At 74.0% G+C, this 18204-nt stretch carries 16 protein-coding genes; 6 read left to right on the top strand and 10 right to left on the bottom strand.

What is annotated here, in order from left to right; all coding sequences use genetic code 11:
• Positions 1–82: 82 nt before the first annotated feature.
• The 5 genes from ACZCAH_RS05675 to ACZCAH_RS05655 are packed head-to-tail and all read right to left on the bottom strand — an operon-like array spanning position 83 to position 5448.
• A complete protein-coding gene (locus ACZCAH_RS05675) occupies positions 83–1459 on the bottom strand; it encodes an LLM class flavin-dependent oxidoreductase (protein ID WP_464340148.1) in 1377 nt (458 codons plus the stop codon).
• A complete protein-coding gene (locus ACZCAH_RS05670; protein ID WP_464340147.1) occupies positions 1456–2412 on the bottom strand; it encodes an LLM class flavin-dependent oxidoreductase in 957 nt (318 codons plus the stop codon). Before ACZCAH_RS05670 ends, ACZCAH_RS05675 begins: the two co-directional genes overlap by 4 nt.
• Complete coding sequence (locus ACZCAH_RS05665; RefSeq protein ID WP_464340146.1) at positions 2409–3419, bottom strand: transporter substrate-binding domain-containing protein; 1011 nt, start codon at positions 3417–3419, stop codon at positions 2409–2411. Before ACZCAH_RS05665 ends, ACZCAH_RS05670 begins: the two co-directional genes overlap by 4 nt.
• Positions 3416–4318 (bottom strand): amino acid ABC transporter ATP-binding protein, encoded by a 903-nt coding sequence (locus tag ACZCAH_RS05660; protein WP_464340145.1) that lies wholly within the window; start codon positions 4316–4318, stop codon positions 3416–3418. Before ACZCAH_RS05660 ends, ACZCAH_RS05665 begins: the two co-directional genes overlap by 4 nt.
• Positions 4315–5448, bottom strand: coding sequence for an amino acid ABC transporter permease (locus ACZCAH_RS05655; protein ID WP_464340144.1), 1134 nt, complete (start codon positions 5446–5448; stop codon positions 4315–4317). The genes ACZCAH_RS05660 and ACZCAH_RS05655 overlap by 4 nt, the downstream gene beginning before the upstream one ends.
• Before the next feature lie 143 nt (positions 5449–5591).
• Between ACZCAH_RS05655 and ACZCAH_RS05650 the strand changes: the two genes are divergently transcribed.
• Positions 5592–8171 (top strand): FAD/NAD(P)-binding protein, encoded by a 2580-nt coding sequence (locus tag ACZCAH_RS05650; RefSeq protein ID WP_464340143.1) that lies wholly within the window; start codon positions 5592–5594, stop codon positions 8169–8171.
• Between the two features lie 157 nt (positions 8172–8328).
• On the opposite strand, the gene ACZCAH_RS05645 is transcribed toward ACZCAH_RS05650, so the two are convergent.
• Positions 8329–9159 (bottom strand): ornithine cyclodeaminase, encoded by an 831-nt coding sequence (locus ACZCAH_RS05645; protein WP_464340142.1) that lies wholly within the window; start codon positions 9157–9159, stop codon positions 8329–8331.
• Positions 9160–9288: 129 nt separating this feature from the next.
• Between ACZCAH_RS05645 and ACZCAH_RS05640 the strand changes: the two genes are divergently transcribed.
• Positions 9289–9900, top strand: a complete 612-nt coding sequence (locus ACZCAH_RS05640; RefSeq protein WP_464340141.1) for a hypothetical protein — start codon at positions 9289–9291, stop codon at positions 9898–9900.
• A gap of 33 nt (positions 9901–9933) precedes the next feature.
• On the opposite strand, the gene ACZCAH_RS05635 is transcribed toward ACZCAH_RS05640, so the two are convergent.
• Positions 9934–10458 carry a DUF2087 domain-containing protein gene (locus ACZCAH_RS05635; protein WP_464340140.1) on the bottom strand — a complete coding sequence of 175 codons (525 nt, stop codon included), beginning with the start codon at positions 10456–10458 and terminating at the stop codon, positions 9934–9936.
• Between the two features lie 245 nt (positions 10459–10703).
• Between ACZCAH_RS05635 and ACZCAH_RS05630 the strand changes: the two genes are divergently transcribed.
• Positions 10704–11810 carry a thermonuclease family protein gene (locus ACZCAH_RS05630; protein WP_464340139.1) on the top strand — a complete coding sequence of 369 codons (1107 nt, stop codon included), beginning with the start codon at positions 10704–10706 and terminating at the stop codon, positions 11808–11810.
• Between the two features lie 126 nt (positions 11811–11936).
• Positions 11937–12956, top strand: coding sequence for an aldo/keto reductase (locus tag ACZCAH_RS05625; protein ID WP_464340138.1), 1020 nt, complete (start codon positions 11937–11939; stop codon positions 12954–12956).
• A 90-nt stretch (positions 12957–13046) separates the two neighbouring features.
• On the opposite strand, the gene ACZCAH_RS05620 is transcribed toward ACZCAH_RS05625, so the two are convergent.
• The gene (locus ACZCAH_RS05620) at positions 13047–14522 is read right to left on the bottom strand and encodes a methyltransferase domain-containing protein (protein ID WP_464340137.1); all 1476 of its coding nucleotides are present in this window, start codon (positions 14520–14522) and stop codon (positions 13047–13049) included.
• Between the two features lie 174 nt (positions 14523–14696).
• Here ACZCAH_RS05620 and ACZCAH_RS05615 point away from each other — a divergent pair, with 174 nt between their 5' ends.
• Positions 14697–14873 (top strand): hypothetical protein, encoded by a 177-nt coding sequence (locus ACZCAH_RS05615; protein ID WP_464340136.1) that lies wholly within the window; start codon positions 14697–14699, stop codon positions 14871–14873.
• A gap of 10 nt (positions 14874–14883) precedes the next feature.
• Here the strand turns inward: ACZCAH_RS05615 and ACZCAH_RS05610 are convergent, their stop codons facing one another.
• Entirely contained in the window at positions 14884–15645 is a 762-nt protein-coding gene (locus ACZCAH_RS05610) for a response regulator (RefSeq protein ID WP_464340135.1), read from the bottom strand.
• Positions 15639–16943 (bottom strand): sensor histidine kinase, encoded by a 1305-nt coding sequence (locus ACZCAH_RS05605; protein WP_464340134.1) that lies wholly within the window; start codon positions 16941–16943, stop codon positions 15639–15641. The genes ACZCAH_RS05610 and ACZCAH_RS05605 overlap by 7 nt, the downstream gene beginning before the upstream one ends.
• A gap of 191 nt (positions 16944–17134) precedes the next feature.
• Between ACZCAH_RS05605 and ACZCAH_RS05600 the strand changes: the two genes are divergently transcribed.
• Complete coding sequence (locus tag ACZCAH_RS05600; RefSeq protein WP_464340133.1) at positions 17135–18184, top strand: CAAX protease; 1050 nt, start codon at positions 17135–17137, stop codon at positions 18182–18184.
• Positions 18185–18204 lie beyond the last annotated feature (20 nt).

The following is an 18204-nucleotide window of genomic DNA, read 5'->3' as shown; positions in this document are numbered from 1 at the left end:
TGTGCGGGGGTTTCGGGGTGAAGGGTGTGGGTGCGGGCCGGACACGGGGCCCGTCCAGGGGCACCCCACGCCCGCCCCACCCTCACACCGGCGGCAGGCCCAGGTTCTCCCGCAACGTCGCGCCGGCGTACTCCGTCGGATACACCCCGCGCTCCTGCAGGCGCGGGACGAGGTGATCGACGATGTCGTCGATCCCGGAGGGGATCAGCCACGGGGTGATGTTCAGGCCGTCGATCGCGCCGAGCCGGGCGAACTCCGCGAGTCGGTCCGCGACCGCGTCGTAGCTGCCGGTGAACTCGCCGCGACGGGCGCCGGCGCGACCGCGGGCGAACTCGAGGATCGACTGTCCCGCCGCGGCGGCTTCCTCGCGCCAGGCGCGGGTGAGCTCCTCGGCCTTCGCGAACTGGAAGCCGGCGCCGCGGGTCACCCCGGACTCCTCGACCTCCGGCGGCACATCGGGCAGCGGACCGTCGGGGTCGAAGTCCGAGAGGTCCCGGCCCCAGTACTGCTCGAGCAGGGCGATGGCCTGCTCGGGCCCGATCTGCAGGTCCCGCACCCAGCGCACCTTCTCCTCGGCCTCCGCCTCGGTGGGCGCGAGGATGATCTCGGCGCCCGGCAGGATCTTCACCGAGCCGGGGTCGCGGCCCGCGGCGACGGTGCGCTCGACGATGCTGCGACGGAACTCGACGGCCGCGGCGAGCGCGCCGTGCGGGGAGAAGATGACGTCGGCCGTGCGGGCGGCGAAGTCCTGCCCGGCAGGGGAGGCTCCTGCCTGGAAGAGCACGGGGCGGCCCTGCGGGGAGCGGGGCAGGTCGCCGCTCGCCCGCACCGCGTAGTGGGCGCCGTCGTGCGCGACCTGCTCGCCGCGCCAGTACTGCTCGGCGACCTGCACGAACGCCTCGGCGTGGGTGTAGCGGTCGGCGTGGTCGAGATAGCCGCCGCGACGGAAGTTCTCCCCGGTCCAGGCGTTGTCGGTGGTGACCACGTTCCAGCCCGCGCGGCCCCCGGAGAGCAGGTCGAGGGTCTGCAGGCGGCGGGCGAGGTCGACGGGGTCGTTGTAGGTGGTGTTCTGCGTGGCGACCAGGCCGATCCGCTCGGTGACGCCGGCCAGCGCCGCGAGCAGCGTCTGCGCGTCGGGCCGTCCGGCGACGTCGAGCTCGAAGGGCACTCCACGGTGCTCGCGCAGCCGGAGCCCCTCCCCGAGGAAGAACGCCGAGAACAGCCCCCGTTCGGCGGTGCGGGCGAGCGCCTCGAAGGACTCCCGCGCGACCTGGTCGCCGCTCTCGGGCAGGCGCCAGATCGTCGAGGAGTTCACGCCCTGGAAGAACACGCCGAAGCTGAGCTGTCCGGTGGGGGTGTGCGCGGGGTGGAGCGGGTGCTCGGCCGGGCCCGTCGCGAGGGCGGCCGCCTCTGCGGACAGCGGTGCGCCCGAGCGCCCGGGGGCGGTGGCGGTGGTCATGCGGACTCCTCGAGGGTGGAGGTGGAGCGGGCGAGGCGGGCGCGGTCGGCGCGCCGCACGGGGTCGAGGTGGAAGGGCGCCGCGGGCAGGCCGAGCCTGGCGCGGAGGCTGCGGTGCGGGTTCGGGGCGGGTTCGACCAGGTCGCGGGACCGCAGCTCGCCCGCGAGCTGGCCCAGGGTGCCGACCGGGTCGGCCTCCAGGTCCAGGCCGACGAGCCGCACCAGCCGCACGCGGCCGGGCCCGTCCGTCGGCCCGGCGTCGAGCGCCTCGGCGATGCGCCCGGCGAGCGGCTTCGCGCGCGCCCCGCCGGAGACGTCGAGGTCGAGCACCCGCCCGTCGGCCGCGGTGGACGTCACCGGCTCGCCGACCGCGGCGCGGTCCGTGTCCGCGACCAGCACGGGGAGCAGACCCTGCGGGGAGCGGGGCGTGATCGCCGGGCCCCGCACCGAGAAGGTCTCGGCCTCGACGTCGGCGTACTGCAGCCGCGAGGCGTCGACGTACACGCCGCGGGCGGCATCGCGCACCACGGCGTCCGGCGCCCAGGAGTCCCAGAGCGCGCGGGCGGCGCGGAGCACGTCGGCCGCCTCTCGATGGGTCGCCTCGAGGCCCAGCACGGCGCGGCCCACCGCGGCGGCGGCCGACGGGTCCGTCTCGGCCTGCAGCAGCCAGCCGGCGCGCCCGTCGCTGAGGTGGTCGAGGCTCATCAGCTGGGTCGCGAGGTGGAACGGCTCGACGTAGATCGCGTCGGTGCGCGGCAGCAGGCCGACGGCGCGGGTGAGCGGCGCGAGATGCGCCGCGACGTGGATCGGGTGGAGTCCGCCGTCGCTCAGGGTGAGGGCGCCGATCCCCGTCTGCTCGAGGCCGCGGACGAGACGGGCGAGGCCCGGCAGCAGGCTCGGCGCGGTGACCAGGTCGACGGCGAGGGTGGGGAGGAAGTGTGCGGTGGTGCTCACGGGTTCTCCTGGGTGTGGGCGCGGGACTCGGTGAGGGCCTCGGCGGTCAGCTGCCAGCGCTCGAGGACCTGGCCGTAGGTGCCGTCAGCGATCAGCGCGTTCAGCGCCGCGGCGTACGGCTCGGCAAGGCCGCTGCCGGCGGGGAAGGTGCCGGCCACGAGGGTCTCGTCGGGCCAGCCGGCGTTGATCCGGCCCTGCAGCTCGAAGTCGTCGCGCCGGGCGGCGATGAAGCTCAGCGAGGCGTAGGGCGAGATGTAGCCGTCGATGCGGCCGGAGCCGAGGGCGAGCAGGGTGTCGGCGTCGGAGGAGTAGTTCTTCAGCTCCGCCGGCTCCTTGCCGGCGGCCTCCAGCTCGGCGTTCCAGTCGGTGAGGATCCGCTCCTGGTTCGTTGCGGCGCCGACGGCGATGATCCGCCCCGAGAGGGAGTCGGCGTCCTCGAGCCAGAAGTCCGCGCCCTTCTTCACGAGGAAGGACATGTACGCGGCGCGGTACGAGGCGAAGTCGAACTTCTGCAGCCGCTCCGCGTTGATGCCGACGTTCGCGTGGACCACGTCGAACTCCCCGGCCTCGAGCTTCAGCGGCCAGTTCTCCCAGGTGGTGAGCTTGAGCTCGAACTCGAGGCCGAGCTTGTCGGCGACGATCCGGGCGATGTCGATCTCGGACCCGATGTACGTCCGGTTGTCGTCGGCGAGGAAGCTCAGCGGCGCCGACGAGGTGCCGTTGATGCCGACCCTCAGCACACCGGACTCGGCGATCTCGGCCGGCAGCAGCGCGGCGATCTCCTCGTCGGCGGTCGCGCGGATCAGCTCCTGCGTGCCGGAGGTGTCGATCGCACCGGCCTCCGCGCCGCCGCCGTCGGAGGCGCCGCCCCCGTCGGACGCCCCGGAGCCGGAGGTGGCCCCGGTCGCGGCGGGGGTCGGGTCGGAGCAGGCGGCGAGCAGGCCGAGCGGCAGGAGCAGGCCGGACGCCGTGAGGGCGCGGCGGGTGATGCGGACGGTGGGGCTCATGGGAGGTCCTCGGGGATCGGGGCGTGCGGGGGGACCGGGACGGCGGCGCCGACCCGGGAGAGGAAGGCGCGGGTGCGCTCGTGGGCGGGGTGGTCGATGACGTCGGCGGGCGGGCCCTGCTCGACGATCCGGCCCTGGTCCATGAACACGACCGTGTCCGCGACCTGCCGGGCGAAGGAGATCTCGTGGGTGACGATGACGAGTGTGGTTCCGGCGCGGGCGAGATCGCGGATCACCTCGAGCACCTCCTCGACCAGCTCGGGGTCGAGGGCGCTGGTCGGCTCGTCGAAGAGCAGCACCTTCGGGCGCAGGGCGAGGGCGCGGGCGATCGCGACGCGCTGCTGCTGGCCACCGGAGAGCTGGCGCGGGTAGGCGTCCTCCTTCTCGGCGAGGCCGACGAGAGCGAGCAGCTCGCGGGCGCGCTGCTCCGCCTCGCGCCGCGGCACCCCGAGGGCGCGACGCGGCGCCTCGGCGATGTTGGCGAGCGCGGTCATGTGGGCGAAGAGGTGGAAGCCCTGGAAGACCATGCCGATGCCGGTGCGCTGGCGGAGCACCTCCGCCTCGCGCAGCTCGTGCAGCACCTGGCCGTCGCGGCGGTAGCCGATCACCTCGTCGTCCACGCTGATCAGGCCGCGGGTGACGGGCTCGAGATGGTTGATCGCGCGCAGCAGGGTCGACTTCCCCGAGCCGGACGGGCCGAGGATCGCGGTGACCGAGCCGGGTGCGAGATCGAGGTCGATGCCGCGCAGCACCTCGAGGTCGCCGAAGGACTTGTGCACGTCGCGGATCTCGACGTGGCCTCCCGGCGGGGCGGGGGCGGCCGTCGGGGTGGATTCGGCCGACGGCGTCGGGGTGGCCGGTGGGGCGGGCGGGCGGCGGAGCAGGGAGGCGAGGCTCATGCGGGGGCTCCTGCGGGAGTGGGGCGACGACGGGCGATCCGGGCGCGGAGGGCCTGCAGCGGGGTGGGCGGCAGGGTGCGCAGCGCGCCCTTGGAGTAGTGGCGCTCGAGGTAGTACTGGCCGATCGAGAGCAGCGAGGTGATCACGACGTACCAGAGCGTCGCGACGAGCAGCATGGGCAGCACCTGCTGGGTGCGGCCGTAGATCAGCTGGATCGTGAAGAACAGCTCGGCGTGCGCGAGGACGTACACGATCGAGGTGCCCTTGACCAGGCCGACCACCTCGTTCACGGCGGGAGGGAGGATCGCGCGCATGGCCTGGGGGAGCACGATCCGCAGGTTGCGGTCGCGGGCGGGGATGCCGAGCGCGCTCGCCGCCTCGAGCTGCCCCTGGTCGACGGAGAGGATGCCGCCGCGGATCATCTCGGCGGCGTAGGCGGCCTGGTGCAGCCCGAGGCCCAGCACGGCGGCGAGCAGCGGCGTCATCAGATCGCTCGTGCGCGCCTCGAAGAAGGTCACGTCCGTCAGCGGGATGCCGAGCCGCACCTGCTCGTAGAGGTAGCCGAGGTTGTACCAGAGCAGCAGCTGCACAAGCAGCGGCGTGGAGCGGAAGATCCAGGAGAAGGTCCAGCTCACCCCGGAGATCAGGGGGGACGGGGACAGGCGCATGAGAGCGAGCACGAGGCCCAGGCCGAAGCCGATCGCGCCGGCGAGGACGGTGAGCTTCAGTGTCTCCAGCAGGCCCCGCAGGATCGACTCCGCGAAGAACCACTGCGCGACCACGCCCCACTCCCAGCGAGGGTTGGTGGCGAAGGACCACAGCACCGCGGCGACCACGAGGCCCACGAGGACCGCGAGCACGGCGCGCCCCGGGTGGCGGGCGGGCACGATCCGCAGCGCCGAGAGGTCCTCGCGCGGGGCGGGTGCGGAGGTGTCCTCCCCGGCCCGGGCGGTCTCGTCGGCCCCGGCCGGATCGTCCGCCCCGGCCGGGTCGTCCGGCGCCCGCTCGGGGCGGCACGGCATCTCGCGCGCTTCCGCGGCCGGGGCGTGCCCGGTGGCGACGGCCGCGGACGGCTCGGCGGCCGCGGGCGTGCGGCGTGCGGTCTCTGGCGAGACGACGGAGGAGGTCATGACGTGCCTTCCGTGACGGGAGGTGAACCGCAGGGCGGTCCGGGGTTGCAGGGCCTGACGTTATAAGCGAATCTAATGGCGATGCAAGGTGAACGCTATGACTCGTCATGGTGCGCCACACAGCTCCTCGGAAGGGACCTTCGATGACTCCGTTGCGCACTGCGCCCGCCCCGCGACTCGTGCTCGTGGGCGGCGGACCGCGCGCCATCGGCGTGCTCGAGCGCCTCGCCGCACGACTCGCGCACGAAGATCCCCAGGTCACCGGCACCCTGCGGGTGGACATCGTCGACCCGCACCTGCCCGGTGCCGGCCGGATCTGGCGAGCCGCCGAGAGCCCGCTGCTGCTCATGAACTCGCGGGCCGCCGACGTGTCGATCTACCCCGACGAGACCGTCGAGATGGACGGGCCCGTCGTCGCCGGACCCTCGCTCGCCGAGTGGGCCGAGGGGATCCGCCGCGGGGAGATCGCCCCGCCCACGGCGGGCACGACGCGCCTCGCCGAGATCCACGCCCTGCAGCCCACCGACTTCGCCTCCCGTCGGGTGCAGGCGCTCTACCTCGAGTGGTTCGTCGGCCAGGTCTTCGCCGCGCTGCCGCCGTCGGTCGAGGTCGCCGTGCACCGCACCACCGCGACCGCCCTCGCGCCGCGCGCCGACGGCGGCTGGCTCGTCGAGCTCGAGGACCGCGAGCAGCTCGAGGCGGACCTGGTCCTCCTCGCCGCCGGCCACACCGACGCCCGCCCGTCGGCGGACCGGCACGAGCTCACCGCCTTCGCCCGTCGTCACGGGGGCGTCTACCTGGGACCCTCCCAGGCGTCCGACGCCCCGCTCGCTCAGCTCGGCGCCGGTCAGGACGTGATCGTGCGCGGCATGGGCCTCGCCTTCGTGGACCTGCTGGCCCTGCTCACCGAGGGGCGTGGCGGCCGCTTCGAGCCCGCCGCGACCGGCGCCGACCCCGATCGCCTCCACTACCTCCCCTCCGGGAAGGAGCCGCGGCTCTGGGTCGGCTCACGCCGCGGCGTGCCCTACCACTCCAAGGTCCGCGACGAAGGGGCACCCACCGGGCTCGCGCCGTTCGTGCACGTCACCGCCGAGGCGCTGCGAGAGCGCGAAGCGGCCGACGGACTCCTCGACTTCCGCGCGGACGTCCTCCCGCTGATCGCCGCGGAGATCGCCGAGCAGGTGCCGGGCGCTCCTGCCCCGTCGGCCGGGGAGGCGCCGCTGGCCTGGCTCGACGAGCCGCTGGCCTGGCTGATCGGCGACGCCCCGGAGCAGGTCACCCGCGACGCCGTGGTCCGCCACATCGAGCAGGACCTCCGCGCCCGCACTCGCGGTGACGTGACCGCGGCGCGGACCCTCTTCCAGCTGCTGCTGCGGATGCACGGCACCCTCGTGGACCTGTTGCCCGCCGAGCGCCTCCGCGGCGGGGCGGCCGGCGACTACCCCCGCTGGTGGCATTCGCTGTTCAGCTTCGTCGACTCCGGTCCGCCGCCGCACCGCCTCCACCAGCTGCTCGCCCTCGAACGGGCGGGGGTGGTCCACTTCCTCGGCCCCGGACTCCGGGTCACGGCCGACGAGAGCCTCGGTCGCTTCACGGCGCGCGGCGCCGGCGGGGCACAGGTCACGGCCGACGCCCTGCTCGACGCCTTCCTGCCCGCGCCGACCCTCGTCGAATCCACCAACCCGCTGCTGCGCGACCTGGTGGCCGCCGACGGGGGAGCCGTGGGTCGGGAGTCGACCACCTCGCCCGGGACCCTCGACGTCGACGCGGACCATCGCGTCCTCGCCCCGGACGGCACGCCGCGGGCGGGGCTGTGGGCCGTCGGCCCCTGGACCTCCGAGCTGCCCATCGGCGCCTTCGCCCGGCCCCGCACGAACGCCCCGTGCCACCGCCGCAACGACGCGCTCGCCGGGGAGATCCTCGCGGCGGTTCGGCGACGTGCCGTCGCGTCGGCCGCGGCCACCTCGGCGTCGGCCTCGCCCGCTGTCGCCTTTCCGGGGTCGGTTCCCGGGGCGGACCGACTCGCCCTCCGGGTCGAGGACGCGCACCGCGCCGCAGCCCGACCCCCGCATCCACTCCGCCTGGGCGTGCTCGGCCCCGGCAAGATCGGCCGTGCCCTGGCGCGCACCGCGATGCGGGCGGGACTCGAGGTCGCCGTGCACGGTCGGGCCGGCGCCCCCGCCCTCGCCGCGCAGCTGCCCGGCGCCCGCCCCGTCGGCCTCCTCGATCTCGCCGCGACCAGCGACGTCGTGCTGCTCACGGTGCCGCTGCACGTCGCCCTCACCCTTGACCCGGCAGCGCTCGCCGGGACCGTGCTGGTCGACGTCACGAACCCCTGGGGAGAGGCCGATGCCGCTGCGGTCGCCGCGGCCCGCACCGCCCTCGGCGACCACGCGGCCGAGCTGTCCACCAGTGAGCTGCTCGCCGCGCGCCTGCCGGGCGCGACCGTCGTGAAGTCGCTCAACCACATCGGCTATCACGACGTCGAGGAGCAAGGTCGGGCGGCGGGGGAGCCGGGGCGTCAGGCGATTGCGCTCGCCGCGGACGAGGCCTGGGCGGCCGAGCTCGTCGGCTCCCTGGTGCACCGCCTCGGCTACGAGCCCGTCCCCCTCGGCCCCCTCGCCGCGGGCCGCGACCTCGAGCCGGGGGAGGCGCTGTTCAGCGGGTGGAGCACCCGCGAGGAGCTGGACCTCCTCCGCGCCGCGCAGGTCCGTGCGGCCTGAGGGGGCGGGGGCTGCCGATTCCCGCCCCGCACTACCGCCGCCGCTCCCGCCCCGTGCGCCGGGAACTCCCACAAACTTGGGGGAATCCGGGGCTCTTTCCCCCAAGTCTGTGGGGGTTCTGCGCGGAGTCGGTCGCTGCCGGGACTCCGGCCGCTCCTCACACCCCGGCGGCGCGGGCGACGGCATCGGCGAGGACCACGTCCCCGAGCCCCGAGCCGAGGTTCTGCGCCACGAACAGACCGTCCGGCCGGCCTTCCCGCAACAGGACCCCGGTCGCGCCGGTCGCGACCGGGTACTCCGGACCGTGCTTGAGGGGGCGCTGCGACTCGAACTGCTCGGGGTCGTCGGCCACGACCATGCCGGCGCGGGAGATCGCGGCGCCCGCCACGGAGGAGTAGTCCAGCGGCAGCAGCGTCGCGTCGGCCGTGACCTCGCCGGGGGAGAGCGCCTGATCGGTGAGCCCGATCGGCAGGCCGCTGATCACCACGCCCGCGCCGTCGAGCGCCGCGGCCCGGTCCGTCGTCGCGCGGAGCGCGAGGTCGGGGGTGTTCTCGGCGCACCAGGCGGTCAGCTCCGCGAGCGCCTCGGGCCGCCGACCCCACACGGTCAGCGGACCGAGGCCCAACGCCTCGAGCACCCGGGCATGGGAGCGGGCCTGCACCCCGGTGCCGAGGAAGGTGACAGGACGGTCGTCGAGCGCGAGGCTCGCCCCCGTCACCGCCGCGGTGCGCTGGGCGGTGAGCTCGGCCGCGTCCATCGTGGCCCGCGTGGACCCGTCGGTGGCGGAGAGCACCATCAGGCCGCCGATCATCTCCCGCCCCCGCTCGCGGTTCGACGGCGTGACCATCACCCACGTGATCCCCAGCAGCCCGCGATCCGGCCTTGCGGCGGGCATGGCATTCGCGAAGCCGCCCTCCTCGTGGACGACCTGCGACTTCGGGGTCACCGAGGCGGAGCAGTCCGGAAGTGCGAGCAGTGTCTCGCGCATCAGCGCGACCTGCTCGGCCGGGGCGGGGAGGAGGGCGCGGACCTGGGAGTCGTCGAGATGCAGTGTTCCTCGACCGTAGCGCGCCCGTATCGTGCGCGGCGCGGGCGGTGTACTCGGTACGGTGGGGCGATGAGCATCATGGGGGGACAGCACAGCAGTGAGCCCGGCGGCGATCCGTCGTGGCTCGGCGGGCAGGAGCGGACCGCCGGGAGCGGCGGCGCCTTCGGTGGGGGTGCCGACGGTCAGGCCGCCGGGGGCCGCGGTGAGGGTAGCGCCGACGGCCGACGGGACGACTTCGCGGGGTCGGCCGATGGCTTCTCGAGCGACTTCGGGCCCACGACAGGGGGCACCGCGGCGTCGTCGGACTTCCCGGCGTCCTCGGACTTCGCCGCGTCTTCTTCGGGCGTCGCGGAGGCGCCCCGCTATGACGGACCGCAGTTCGGGTCCGAGCGCGAGGATCCCGGCGCTCCGGGCGGCAAGACCGACGAGCGCGGGCGTCCCCTCGACGCCGCAGGGTTCGCCCCGACCTTCGGGCAGACAACGTCGCAGGGGGACGGTCCGAGTCGCGCGGCGATCGGGCGCTCGCTCCTGATGTCGATCATCCCGCTCCTGGTCATCGGCGGTTTCGTGGTGATGAACCTGGTGCACGGCGACGGGATCAGCTGGATGTTCCTCATCGCCGGGGTGATAATCCTCGGCCAAACCATCCGGCGCCTGATCAAGCTGTTCAGCGGGCGCTGATCCCCATCCGCAGGGGCGTCCCCGTCTCGCGATTCACCGTCGCGCACTGACGGGGGTTCCGTCGACCAGGCGGTACACCGCCCCGTCGGCTGATCTCTCGAGCACCCCGGCATCGACCGCGTCGCGGCGCACCAGGGCGACGTCCGCGGCGAACATCGCGATTGCAGCGTTCAGCTCGGGCTCGGACAGTTGCCGCTTCGGGCCGACCCGCTCGAACACCAGCCGCACGATGCGGCCGCTGACCTCGCGGGATTCCTCGGTCCTCACGGGCATGCCTGCCAGACGTGGGACGTCGAGGATCGCGCGGTCGGAGCGCATCAGCGCGAGCGCATCCCCGTTGCGGCGCAGGGAATCCAGGTCCACATCGCCGTCCTGTCCCAGCCAGTCCAGTCGCGAGAGCGGACCGCGCACCGACGGATCTTCCGCCGTGTGGTCCTCGCCGTCGGCGCCCCCAGCCAACCGTTGCCCGAGACCTTTCCGCAGCTTCGGCGTGGACAGCAGGGAGAACACCATCCGGGCGCGACCTAGCTCGGCCTGGTGATCAGGGGCGACGGGCATCGACACTCCTTCGACGGAACTGCCCTCAGCATCTCAGGAACCGAGCCCCCTGCGAGAGAGGATCCGTCTCGAGAGGCATTCCCGGACGTGATGTGCGCAGCGCATTGGGTCGTTCTCGGGTCGGATGTCCTCCCGCTGGGCCATCCTGCTGCCGACGACGCAGGATTCGGCGAGAGGCGGGGCGGATGACCTCGCCAGGGCAGGCTGGCGCAGCGACGACGTCGCGGGGAGCGCGAGGGTGGGTAGTGCCGTTGTTGTCAGTCGTCGGCGTGCTCTATCTCGGCTACTCCGCTGTCGGAGCTGTGTTTGGGGGCGACGACTCGCGCGGGGAAGTGATCCGAGTGATCGACGGGGACACGCTGGTAGCACTGGTCGACGGGGAGGAGACCACGATCCGACTGCTCAACGTCGACACCCCGGAGACCAAGGACCCGAACCAGCCCGTGCAATGCCTCGGCCCGGAAGCCACCGCCTTCCTCGCTGAGCGATTGCCGGAGGGTACCGAGATCGACCTCGAGTACGACGAGGAGCGCACGGACCGTTACGGCCGCACCCTCGCGGGAGTCTTCGAATCGGACTCGCTGGTCAACGCTGAGATCGCCGCGGCTGGACTGGGTGTGCCAGTGCTCTTCGAACCTAATGAACGTTTCCTGGCCGACGTCGAGCGGGCTTCGGCCGAGGCGCAGGACGAAGGGCGTGGGCTCTATGCAGCCTCGATTGCCTGCACCGTCGCGGCTCAGCTCGAGAGCGTCCAGACTGCCGCGGCACAGCTGCCCGCACAGGTCGAGGGCCACCCAGCCGCTGCAGTGGCCGATGCTGCGCTCGTGGTCGAGGATGCCGAGGGCCTCGTCGCCGGGCTGGCGGCCCATGGCGGCGTGATGCTCGGGAACGATGTGCTGACCCGGCCGTCCCAGGAGGACTATCTGAGCCGAATCCGCGACGAGGCGGATGAAGCTCACCGAAGCGCGACATCTGCCCACGCCGACCTGACGACGGCGAAGACCGCCTACGACACGGAGCAGATCCGACTCGCGGAGGAACGCGAGGAGGCGGAGAGGCTCGAAGAGGAGCGACGGGAGGCGGAACGCCTTGCCGCCGAGCGCGCGGAGGAGGAGCAACGGGCCGAGGAGGAGCAGAAGACGCAGAAGAAGGACTCCGCGAAGGAGGGAAAGAAGGAGACCAAGAAGGAGAGCAAGAAGGAGACGAAGAAATCCTCCTCCTCCGACGAGGAGAAGCCATCCTCGGGCGGTTGCACCCCCTATGGCCCCGAGATCCGCTACGACGACGATGGCGGGTACACCGGGAAGCGGTACGGCATGCCCGGCGGCGAGACGTTCCGCAAGTGCCGCTGACCCCCCACCAGTGCCGCTGATCTCGAGCGGTGCCCCAGCAGTGCCTCCCTCCGTCGGCCGCGGGGACGCAGGATGGTGCCGAGCGGACGACGGACGTCCGCACCCGCACCACCGGAGGAGCAGCAGATGGACTACGTGAAGCTGGGGAACACAGGGCTCGACGTCTCCCGCCTGTGCCTGGGCACCATGGGCTTCGGCAACCCCGAGCGCTGGGTGCACAAGTGGGTCCTCGAGGAGGACGACGCCCGCCCGGTCATGAAGCACGCGCTCGACGCGGGCATCAACTTCTTCGACACGGCCAACGTCTACTCGATCGGCCGCAGCGAGGAGATCGTCGGCAAGGCGCTCGTCGACTACGCGAACCGTGACGAGATCGTGCTGGCCACGAAGGTCCACGGGACGATGCACGAGGGACCCAACGGCGGCGGACTCTCCCGCAAGTCGATCCTCGCCGAGGCGGAGGCGAGCCTGCGCCGGCTCGGGACCGACTACATCGACCTCTACATCATCCACCGCTGGGACTACACGGTCCCGATCGAGGAGACCATGCAGGCCCTCGACGACCTGGTCCGCTCCGGCAAGGTCCGCCATCTCGGCGCCTCCGCGATGTTCGCGTGGCAGTTCCTGCAGGCGCAGCATGTCGCCGAGACGCACGGCTGGACGAAGTTCATCTCGATGCAGAACCACTACAACCTCCTCTACCGGGAGGAGGAGCGGGAGATGATGCCGATGCTGCGGGAGCTCGGCGTCGCCTCGACCCCGTACAGCCCGCTCGCCGCCGGTCGTCTCACCCGCGATTGGGACGCGGACACCGAGCGCGCCCGCACCGACCAGACGGCGAAGTCGAAGTACGACGCGACGGAGGAGACCGACCGGGCGATCGTCGAGGAGGTCGCCCGCATCGCCGAGGCCCGTGGCGTGGAGCGGGTGCACGTGGCCCTGGCCTGGCTGCTGCAGAAGTCGCCCGTGGTCTCCCCGATCATCGGCGCGACCCGCACCGGGCACCTCGACGCGGCGCTCGGCGCCCTCGACCTCGAGCTCACCTCCGAGGAGATGGCCGCCCTCGAGGCCCCGTACGTCCCGCACCACGTCGTCGGCGCCCTCGCCCCCGGCGAGTCGACCACCCGTCCCGGCCGGAAGTCCTGAGCCGCGGGCGCACGACGCCCTCGCCCCGAGCCCCCAGAGGTACCGACCAGTCATGTGCGGGCGGGCGCGGGTGTGCGACCCACCCGGGTGTCAGCGTTTCCGGGCGCGGATCAGGTGGCGCGTGGAATGGGCGACGAACGATCCCTCGGCCCGGATCCGCCGATCCAGAGCCAGGAGCGTCTCGCGGTGACCCTCGACCGTGAAGCCCGGCACCCACCAGGGGCACTTCCGCAGGATCCAGGCGATCGCCCCGATGTCGGAGAACTCCATCCGCAGCCGGGCCTCGCGCAGCTCGAGGACCTCCAGGCCCGCGGCCTCCGCGGCGGCGGCCTCGTCCTCGGGGTGGCGGCCGCGGCGCTGCTCGGCGGTCGTCGGCCCGAAGAACTCCTCGATCAGCGCGAAGGCCGAGCGCGGCCCCACGTGCTGGGCCAGGTACTCCCCGCCCGGCGCGAGGACGCGGGCGATTTCGCCCCACGCCGGGTCGACGGGATGGCGGGAGGTGACGAGGTCCGCCGCCCCGTCGGGCAGGGGGATCGGAGCGCCGAACGCGGTCTCGTGCACGTGTACGCCGCGCGGTCCGAGGCGTCGCCGTGCCCGCTCGGCGTTCGGCGGCCAGGACTCGGTGACATGCTGCTCACGGGCCAGGCGCGGGCATCCGCCGAGCACCTCGCCGCCGCCGGTGTCGAGGTCGACGGCCACGCCGGCCTCGGCGACCGAGGCCGCGAGCAGGCGGTGGAAGGCCCACGGGGGCCGCTCCTCGGTCGCGCGGCCGACGAGCCAGTCGAAGCCCCAGCCGTCCACGTCGGCCGACGCAGCCTCCGCGAGCAGGGCCTCCGGCGGGCGCGCCCGATCCGCCGCGGCGAGCCGGGTCCGCAGCGCCTCCCGCTCCGCCTCCGGCCAGGGCCCGGACTCCGCGAGCGGGATCTCGGTGAGGTGGCGGCGCTGGTCCGGGGGGAGGGTCGTGACGAACTGGTCGGGGTCCTCGTGGGCCATGCCGTAGAGGGCGGGACCGTCGGCGTAGAACGGGTCGATCAGCACGAGGCGCCCGTCGGATCCGCGCATCACGTTGCTCGGGTTGGTGTCCAGCGGCCCGCACCAGGCCAGCTCGGCGCGAGCGGCCGCGTGCACGGTGCGCAGGATCTCGGTCAGCGGGGCGAGGTCGGCCTCGCCGCGGTGCACCCGCTCCAGGAAGGCGGCCGCCTCCTCCGCGTCGACCGGCTGCAGCAGCTCCATGACCTGCAGGTCCGCTTCACCGGAGAGACGGAGATGCCGCTCGAGCCGGGGCACGGCGCCGGTCGGGGCCGCCTCGGTGTAGAGCCGTGCGGTGCAGGGGCCGACGGGGTCGAAGGGGCTGATCCGTGCCGCGAGGGCGCCGTCGGGGGAAGCGAGGGCGATGGCCCAGTCGCCGGAACCGCACGGCGTCCAGCCGGCCTCGCGCAGGAGCCGCTCCACCTCGTGGTGTGAGGTGGTGGGGCCGACGGCGTCGAGGGCGGCGAGGTCGGGAGCGCCGGTCGGGCGTGTCGGGCCTGCCGGACCGTTGGCATCGGGCTGCTGAGCGGGGGACATGGCCGCGACCCTAGCCCCGTGGCGCGCCGCCGGCACGAGGTTTTCGCACCGGCCCGGAGCTGCTCGGGACGGTCCGGATGGAGAGGAGGCGTGCCCGATAGGATCCCCTGGTCAGAGCAGTGCAGTGGAAGGGTGGCAGGTCATGGGCGGGAGCCGCGCCTCGGGAGGACCACGATGATCATCGCGCCGATCCTGTTGTTCGTGCTCGCCGGCATCCTGGCGTTCGTGGCGGTCATCGGGCTGCACGCCACGGTGGTCTCGGCGCGGAGCAAGCGGATCCCCCGCTGGATCGCGATCCCCTTCGGCGCGGCGATGCTGCTGACGCTGGTGGGTCTGCTGCTGCTGCGCTGACCCGCAGGACTCAGCCGCCCAGCTCGAGCACCCTGATCGCGAGCTGCACCCGGTTCGTGACCTGCAGCTTGTGGTAGAGCCGCCCAAGGTGGGTCTTCACCGTCGCGACGCTCATGAACAGCCGATCCCCGACCTCCTGGTTGGACAGGCCCTGGGCGACCAGCCGCCCCACCTCCCACTCGCGCTCGGTCACGCCCTCGGGCGCGGCCCCCGTCGTCCCGGCGGGCGCGCCGTCGGCCCGCGCACCGGAGCCGCCGTCGGCCGCGGCACCCGCCCCGTCCGCAGGGACCGGACCCGCGCTCGTCCTCGGCGTCCCGTCGGCCGCGAGCCGCACCAGGCGGGTCAGCACCTCCGGGGAGAACCGCGGCCTGGCCTGCGCGGCATCCAGCACCGCCCGCACCACCTCCTGCGGCGGGGAGTCCTTGAGCAGGAAGCTCATCGCGCCACCGCGCAGCGCGGCGAGCAGGAAGTCGTCGGTGTCGAAGGCGGTGAGCATGACGACCCGGGCCGGCAGACCCTGGGCGGTCAGCTCGGCGAGGGCCTCGAGCCCGGACATGCGCGGCATCCGGATGTCCAGGAGCACCACATCGGGGTCCAGGGCGCGGATCTGCGCGAGGCCCGTCTCGCCGTCGGCCGCCTCGCCGATCACCTCGATGCCGTGGGCGCCGTCGATCATCAGCCGCAGACCGGCGCGCATGAGCGCCTCGTCGTCGACGATCAGCACCCGCACCCGGGACTCCTGCGGCGCACTCCCGCTGCTCTCTCTCACCATGGCACCCATGCTTCCAGCTCGAAGGAGTCCTCGGTGCGCACGCGCCGGGCGTCGCCGCCGAGCAGCCGCGCCCGTTCTTGCACGCCCACGAGGCCGTGCCCGGTGGAGGTGACCTCGCGCGGGTCGTCCGCAACCAGAGGGTTCCGTGCTCGCAGCACAAGGCGGTCGTCCTCCCGGACCAGGCGCACCCGCAGCGGCGTGCCGGGAGAGTGCTTCGCGGCATTCGCGGTGGCCTCGGCGAGGATGCGGGCCAGCGCGACGACGGTCGCCCGCTCCCGGGTGGCGAGTTCCTCGGGGGTGAGGCCCTCCCAGTCCAGGCGCACGTCCTGCCCGCCCGCCCGGCGGTCCTCGACCAGCTCGGTGAGGGTGGGGACGGTCGCGAGCGGGGCGTCCCCGCCGCCGGTGCGCAGGGACCGCAGCACGCTGCGCAGCTCCCGGTTCGCCTCCTGGGCGCCGTCGCGGACGATCCCCGCGACCCGGCGCATCTCCGCCGGCCGCATGTCCTCGCGGTAGGAGAGGGCGCCGGCGTGCATCGCGATCATCGCCAGGTGGTGGGAGATCGAGTCGTGGACGTCGCGGGCGAGGGCCGCGCGCTCCTCCGCCCGGACCCGTGCGGTGTCCGCCTCCCGTTCGCGCAGCAGGGCGGCGGCCTCACGCTCGGCGGTCCGCCGCTCGCGCTGGGCGATGACCCGGGCGCGCTCCGCCGCCAGCCGCTCGCGCTCGGCGACCTCGGCCTTCTCCCGCAGCGTCGCGACCAGTTCCCGGCGGGTGGCGATGATGTGGCCGATCAGCACCGGCACCGTCGCGCCGACCAGCATCACCACGGCGGTCGCGCCGACCGACAGGTCCACGGGCGTGCGCCGGATCTGGACGTCGACGAACAGGGCGAGGCAGGTCACGGCGACGGTCAGCCCGATCCCCGCGACGTCGAGGGGGAGGCGGCGGCGCAGCCCCACCCGGTACAGGGCGATCACCCCGGCGGGCACCGCCCACACGCTCAGACCGGCGATGGCCGCGACGACCAGGTGCACGGCCACATCGACCCGTCCCGGACGCAGGAAGCGGAGCGGCCCGATCGCGAGCGACACGGTCGCCCCCAGCACGGCGTCGACGCTCGAGAGGGTCACCAGCTCGACCGGCGGGCGGTAGCGGAACTCGTCGAGCAGCAGACCGAGAGCGACCAGCCAGATCAGTACGCCCAACACCACGCAGACGACGGTCTGGGCGAGGGCGATCAGCCACTGCCGCACGCTGCGCACGGGCGGCGCCTCGGGGTGGGGGCGGGCCAGGGAGGTCATGCGGCAAGAGTAGGGAGCGCGCACCGCCGACGGATCGACCGCCCGGCCGACGTCCGCACGTCGGCGCGGCCGGGCCGGGCGATCGTCGGCGCGGCCGGGCACGGCGTGCGGCCGACGGGCTCGGCCCGCGGCCGGCACGTCGATCTGCGAGGGCGGGCCGCCCCAGCCCGACCGCCTAGAGTGGATCCGCCATGCGAGAGAACCCCGCTCCGCGTCCGGCCGAGGACGCCACCCCGTACCCCCTGATGACGCGACTGCGGCCCTCCTGGTCGACGGTGCCGCGGCCGCTGCTGACCGTGCTCGCGACGCTGCTGGTGTACGTCATCGCAGCCTCGGCCCTGCTGGTCGGGACGGTGCTGCTGCTCGCGGTGCTGCCCGGCGTCAACGTCGCCCTGGGGGTGACCAGCGGTGATCCGGCCAGCCCGCTCGACGTCGGCCTGGCCCTCGCCATGGGTGCGCTGTGGCTGCCCGCCGGCATGGTCGGCGTGCGCGTGGGCGGCTGGCGGCCGCTCGGCACGGTCTGGTCCGTCGAGGCCCGCTGGCGCCGCGGGATGCTGCGGGCGCTCGGCCCGTGGGCGGCCGGCGGGGCGCTGCTCGTGGTGGCCGCGGCCGCCGTCGCGGGTGCGCTGATCGGTCCGGCCGACGCCGGATCCGCCGCCGACGCTGGCTCGGCCGGCTCCGTCGCGGCGCTGCTCGCCCTCGCCGTGGTGGTGCTGGTCCTCGCGCCGCTGCAGGCTGCGGGGCTCGAGCTGGTGCTGCGCGGCATCGTGCTGCAGGCCGCGGGGACCTGGATCCGCACCCCGCTCGCGGGGGTCCTCGCCGCCGCGGCCGTCACTCTGATCGGGCGTGAGCTGAGCGCCCCGGTGCTGATCCCCGCGCTCACCGTCGCCGTCTGCGCAGCGGTGCTCGCCTGGCGCAGCGGCGGCCTCGAGCTGCCGATCGCCCTGACCACCGCGCTGACCGTGCCCTCGCTGCTGGTCTCCGCCCTCGCCGCGGGGACCGGGGCCGGCGCCGGGGTCGCGGCCCTGGTCGCGGGAGTCTCCGCCCCTGGCACCTCCGGGGCGGCGCTCGCCGCGCCCGGGGCGCCGGCCGCGCTCGCCGGAGGGATCGCCGCGGCGGTCGTGCTGGTGCTGGTCACGCTGCTGCTGATGGTGCGACTCGGTCGCTACGAGGGCACCTCGCCGTTGACCCCGACGGTCCGTCCGGCAGGTCTCGAGGCTCCCGCCGCCGTCGCCGTCTGAGACCCGACCCGGCTCCGTGG

The sequence above is a fragment of the Brachybacterium sp. B718/18 genome (assembly GCF_055454375.1).
This window is presented reverse-complemented; position numbering and strand designations above follow the sequence as displayed.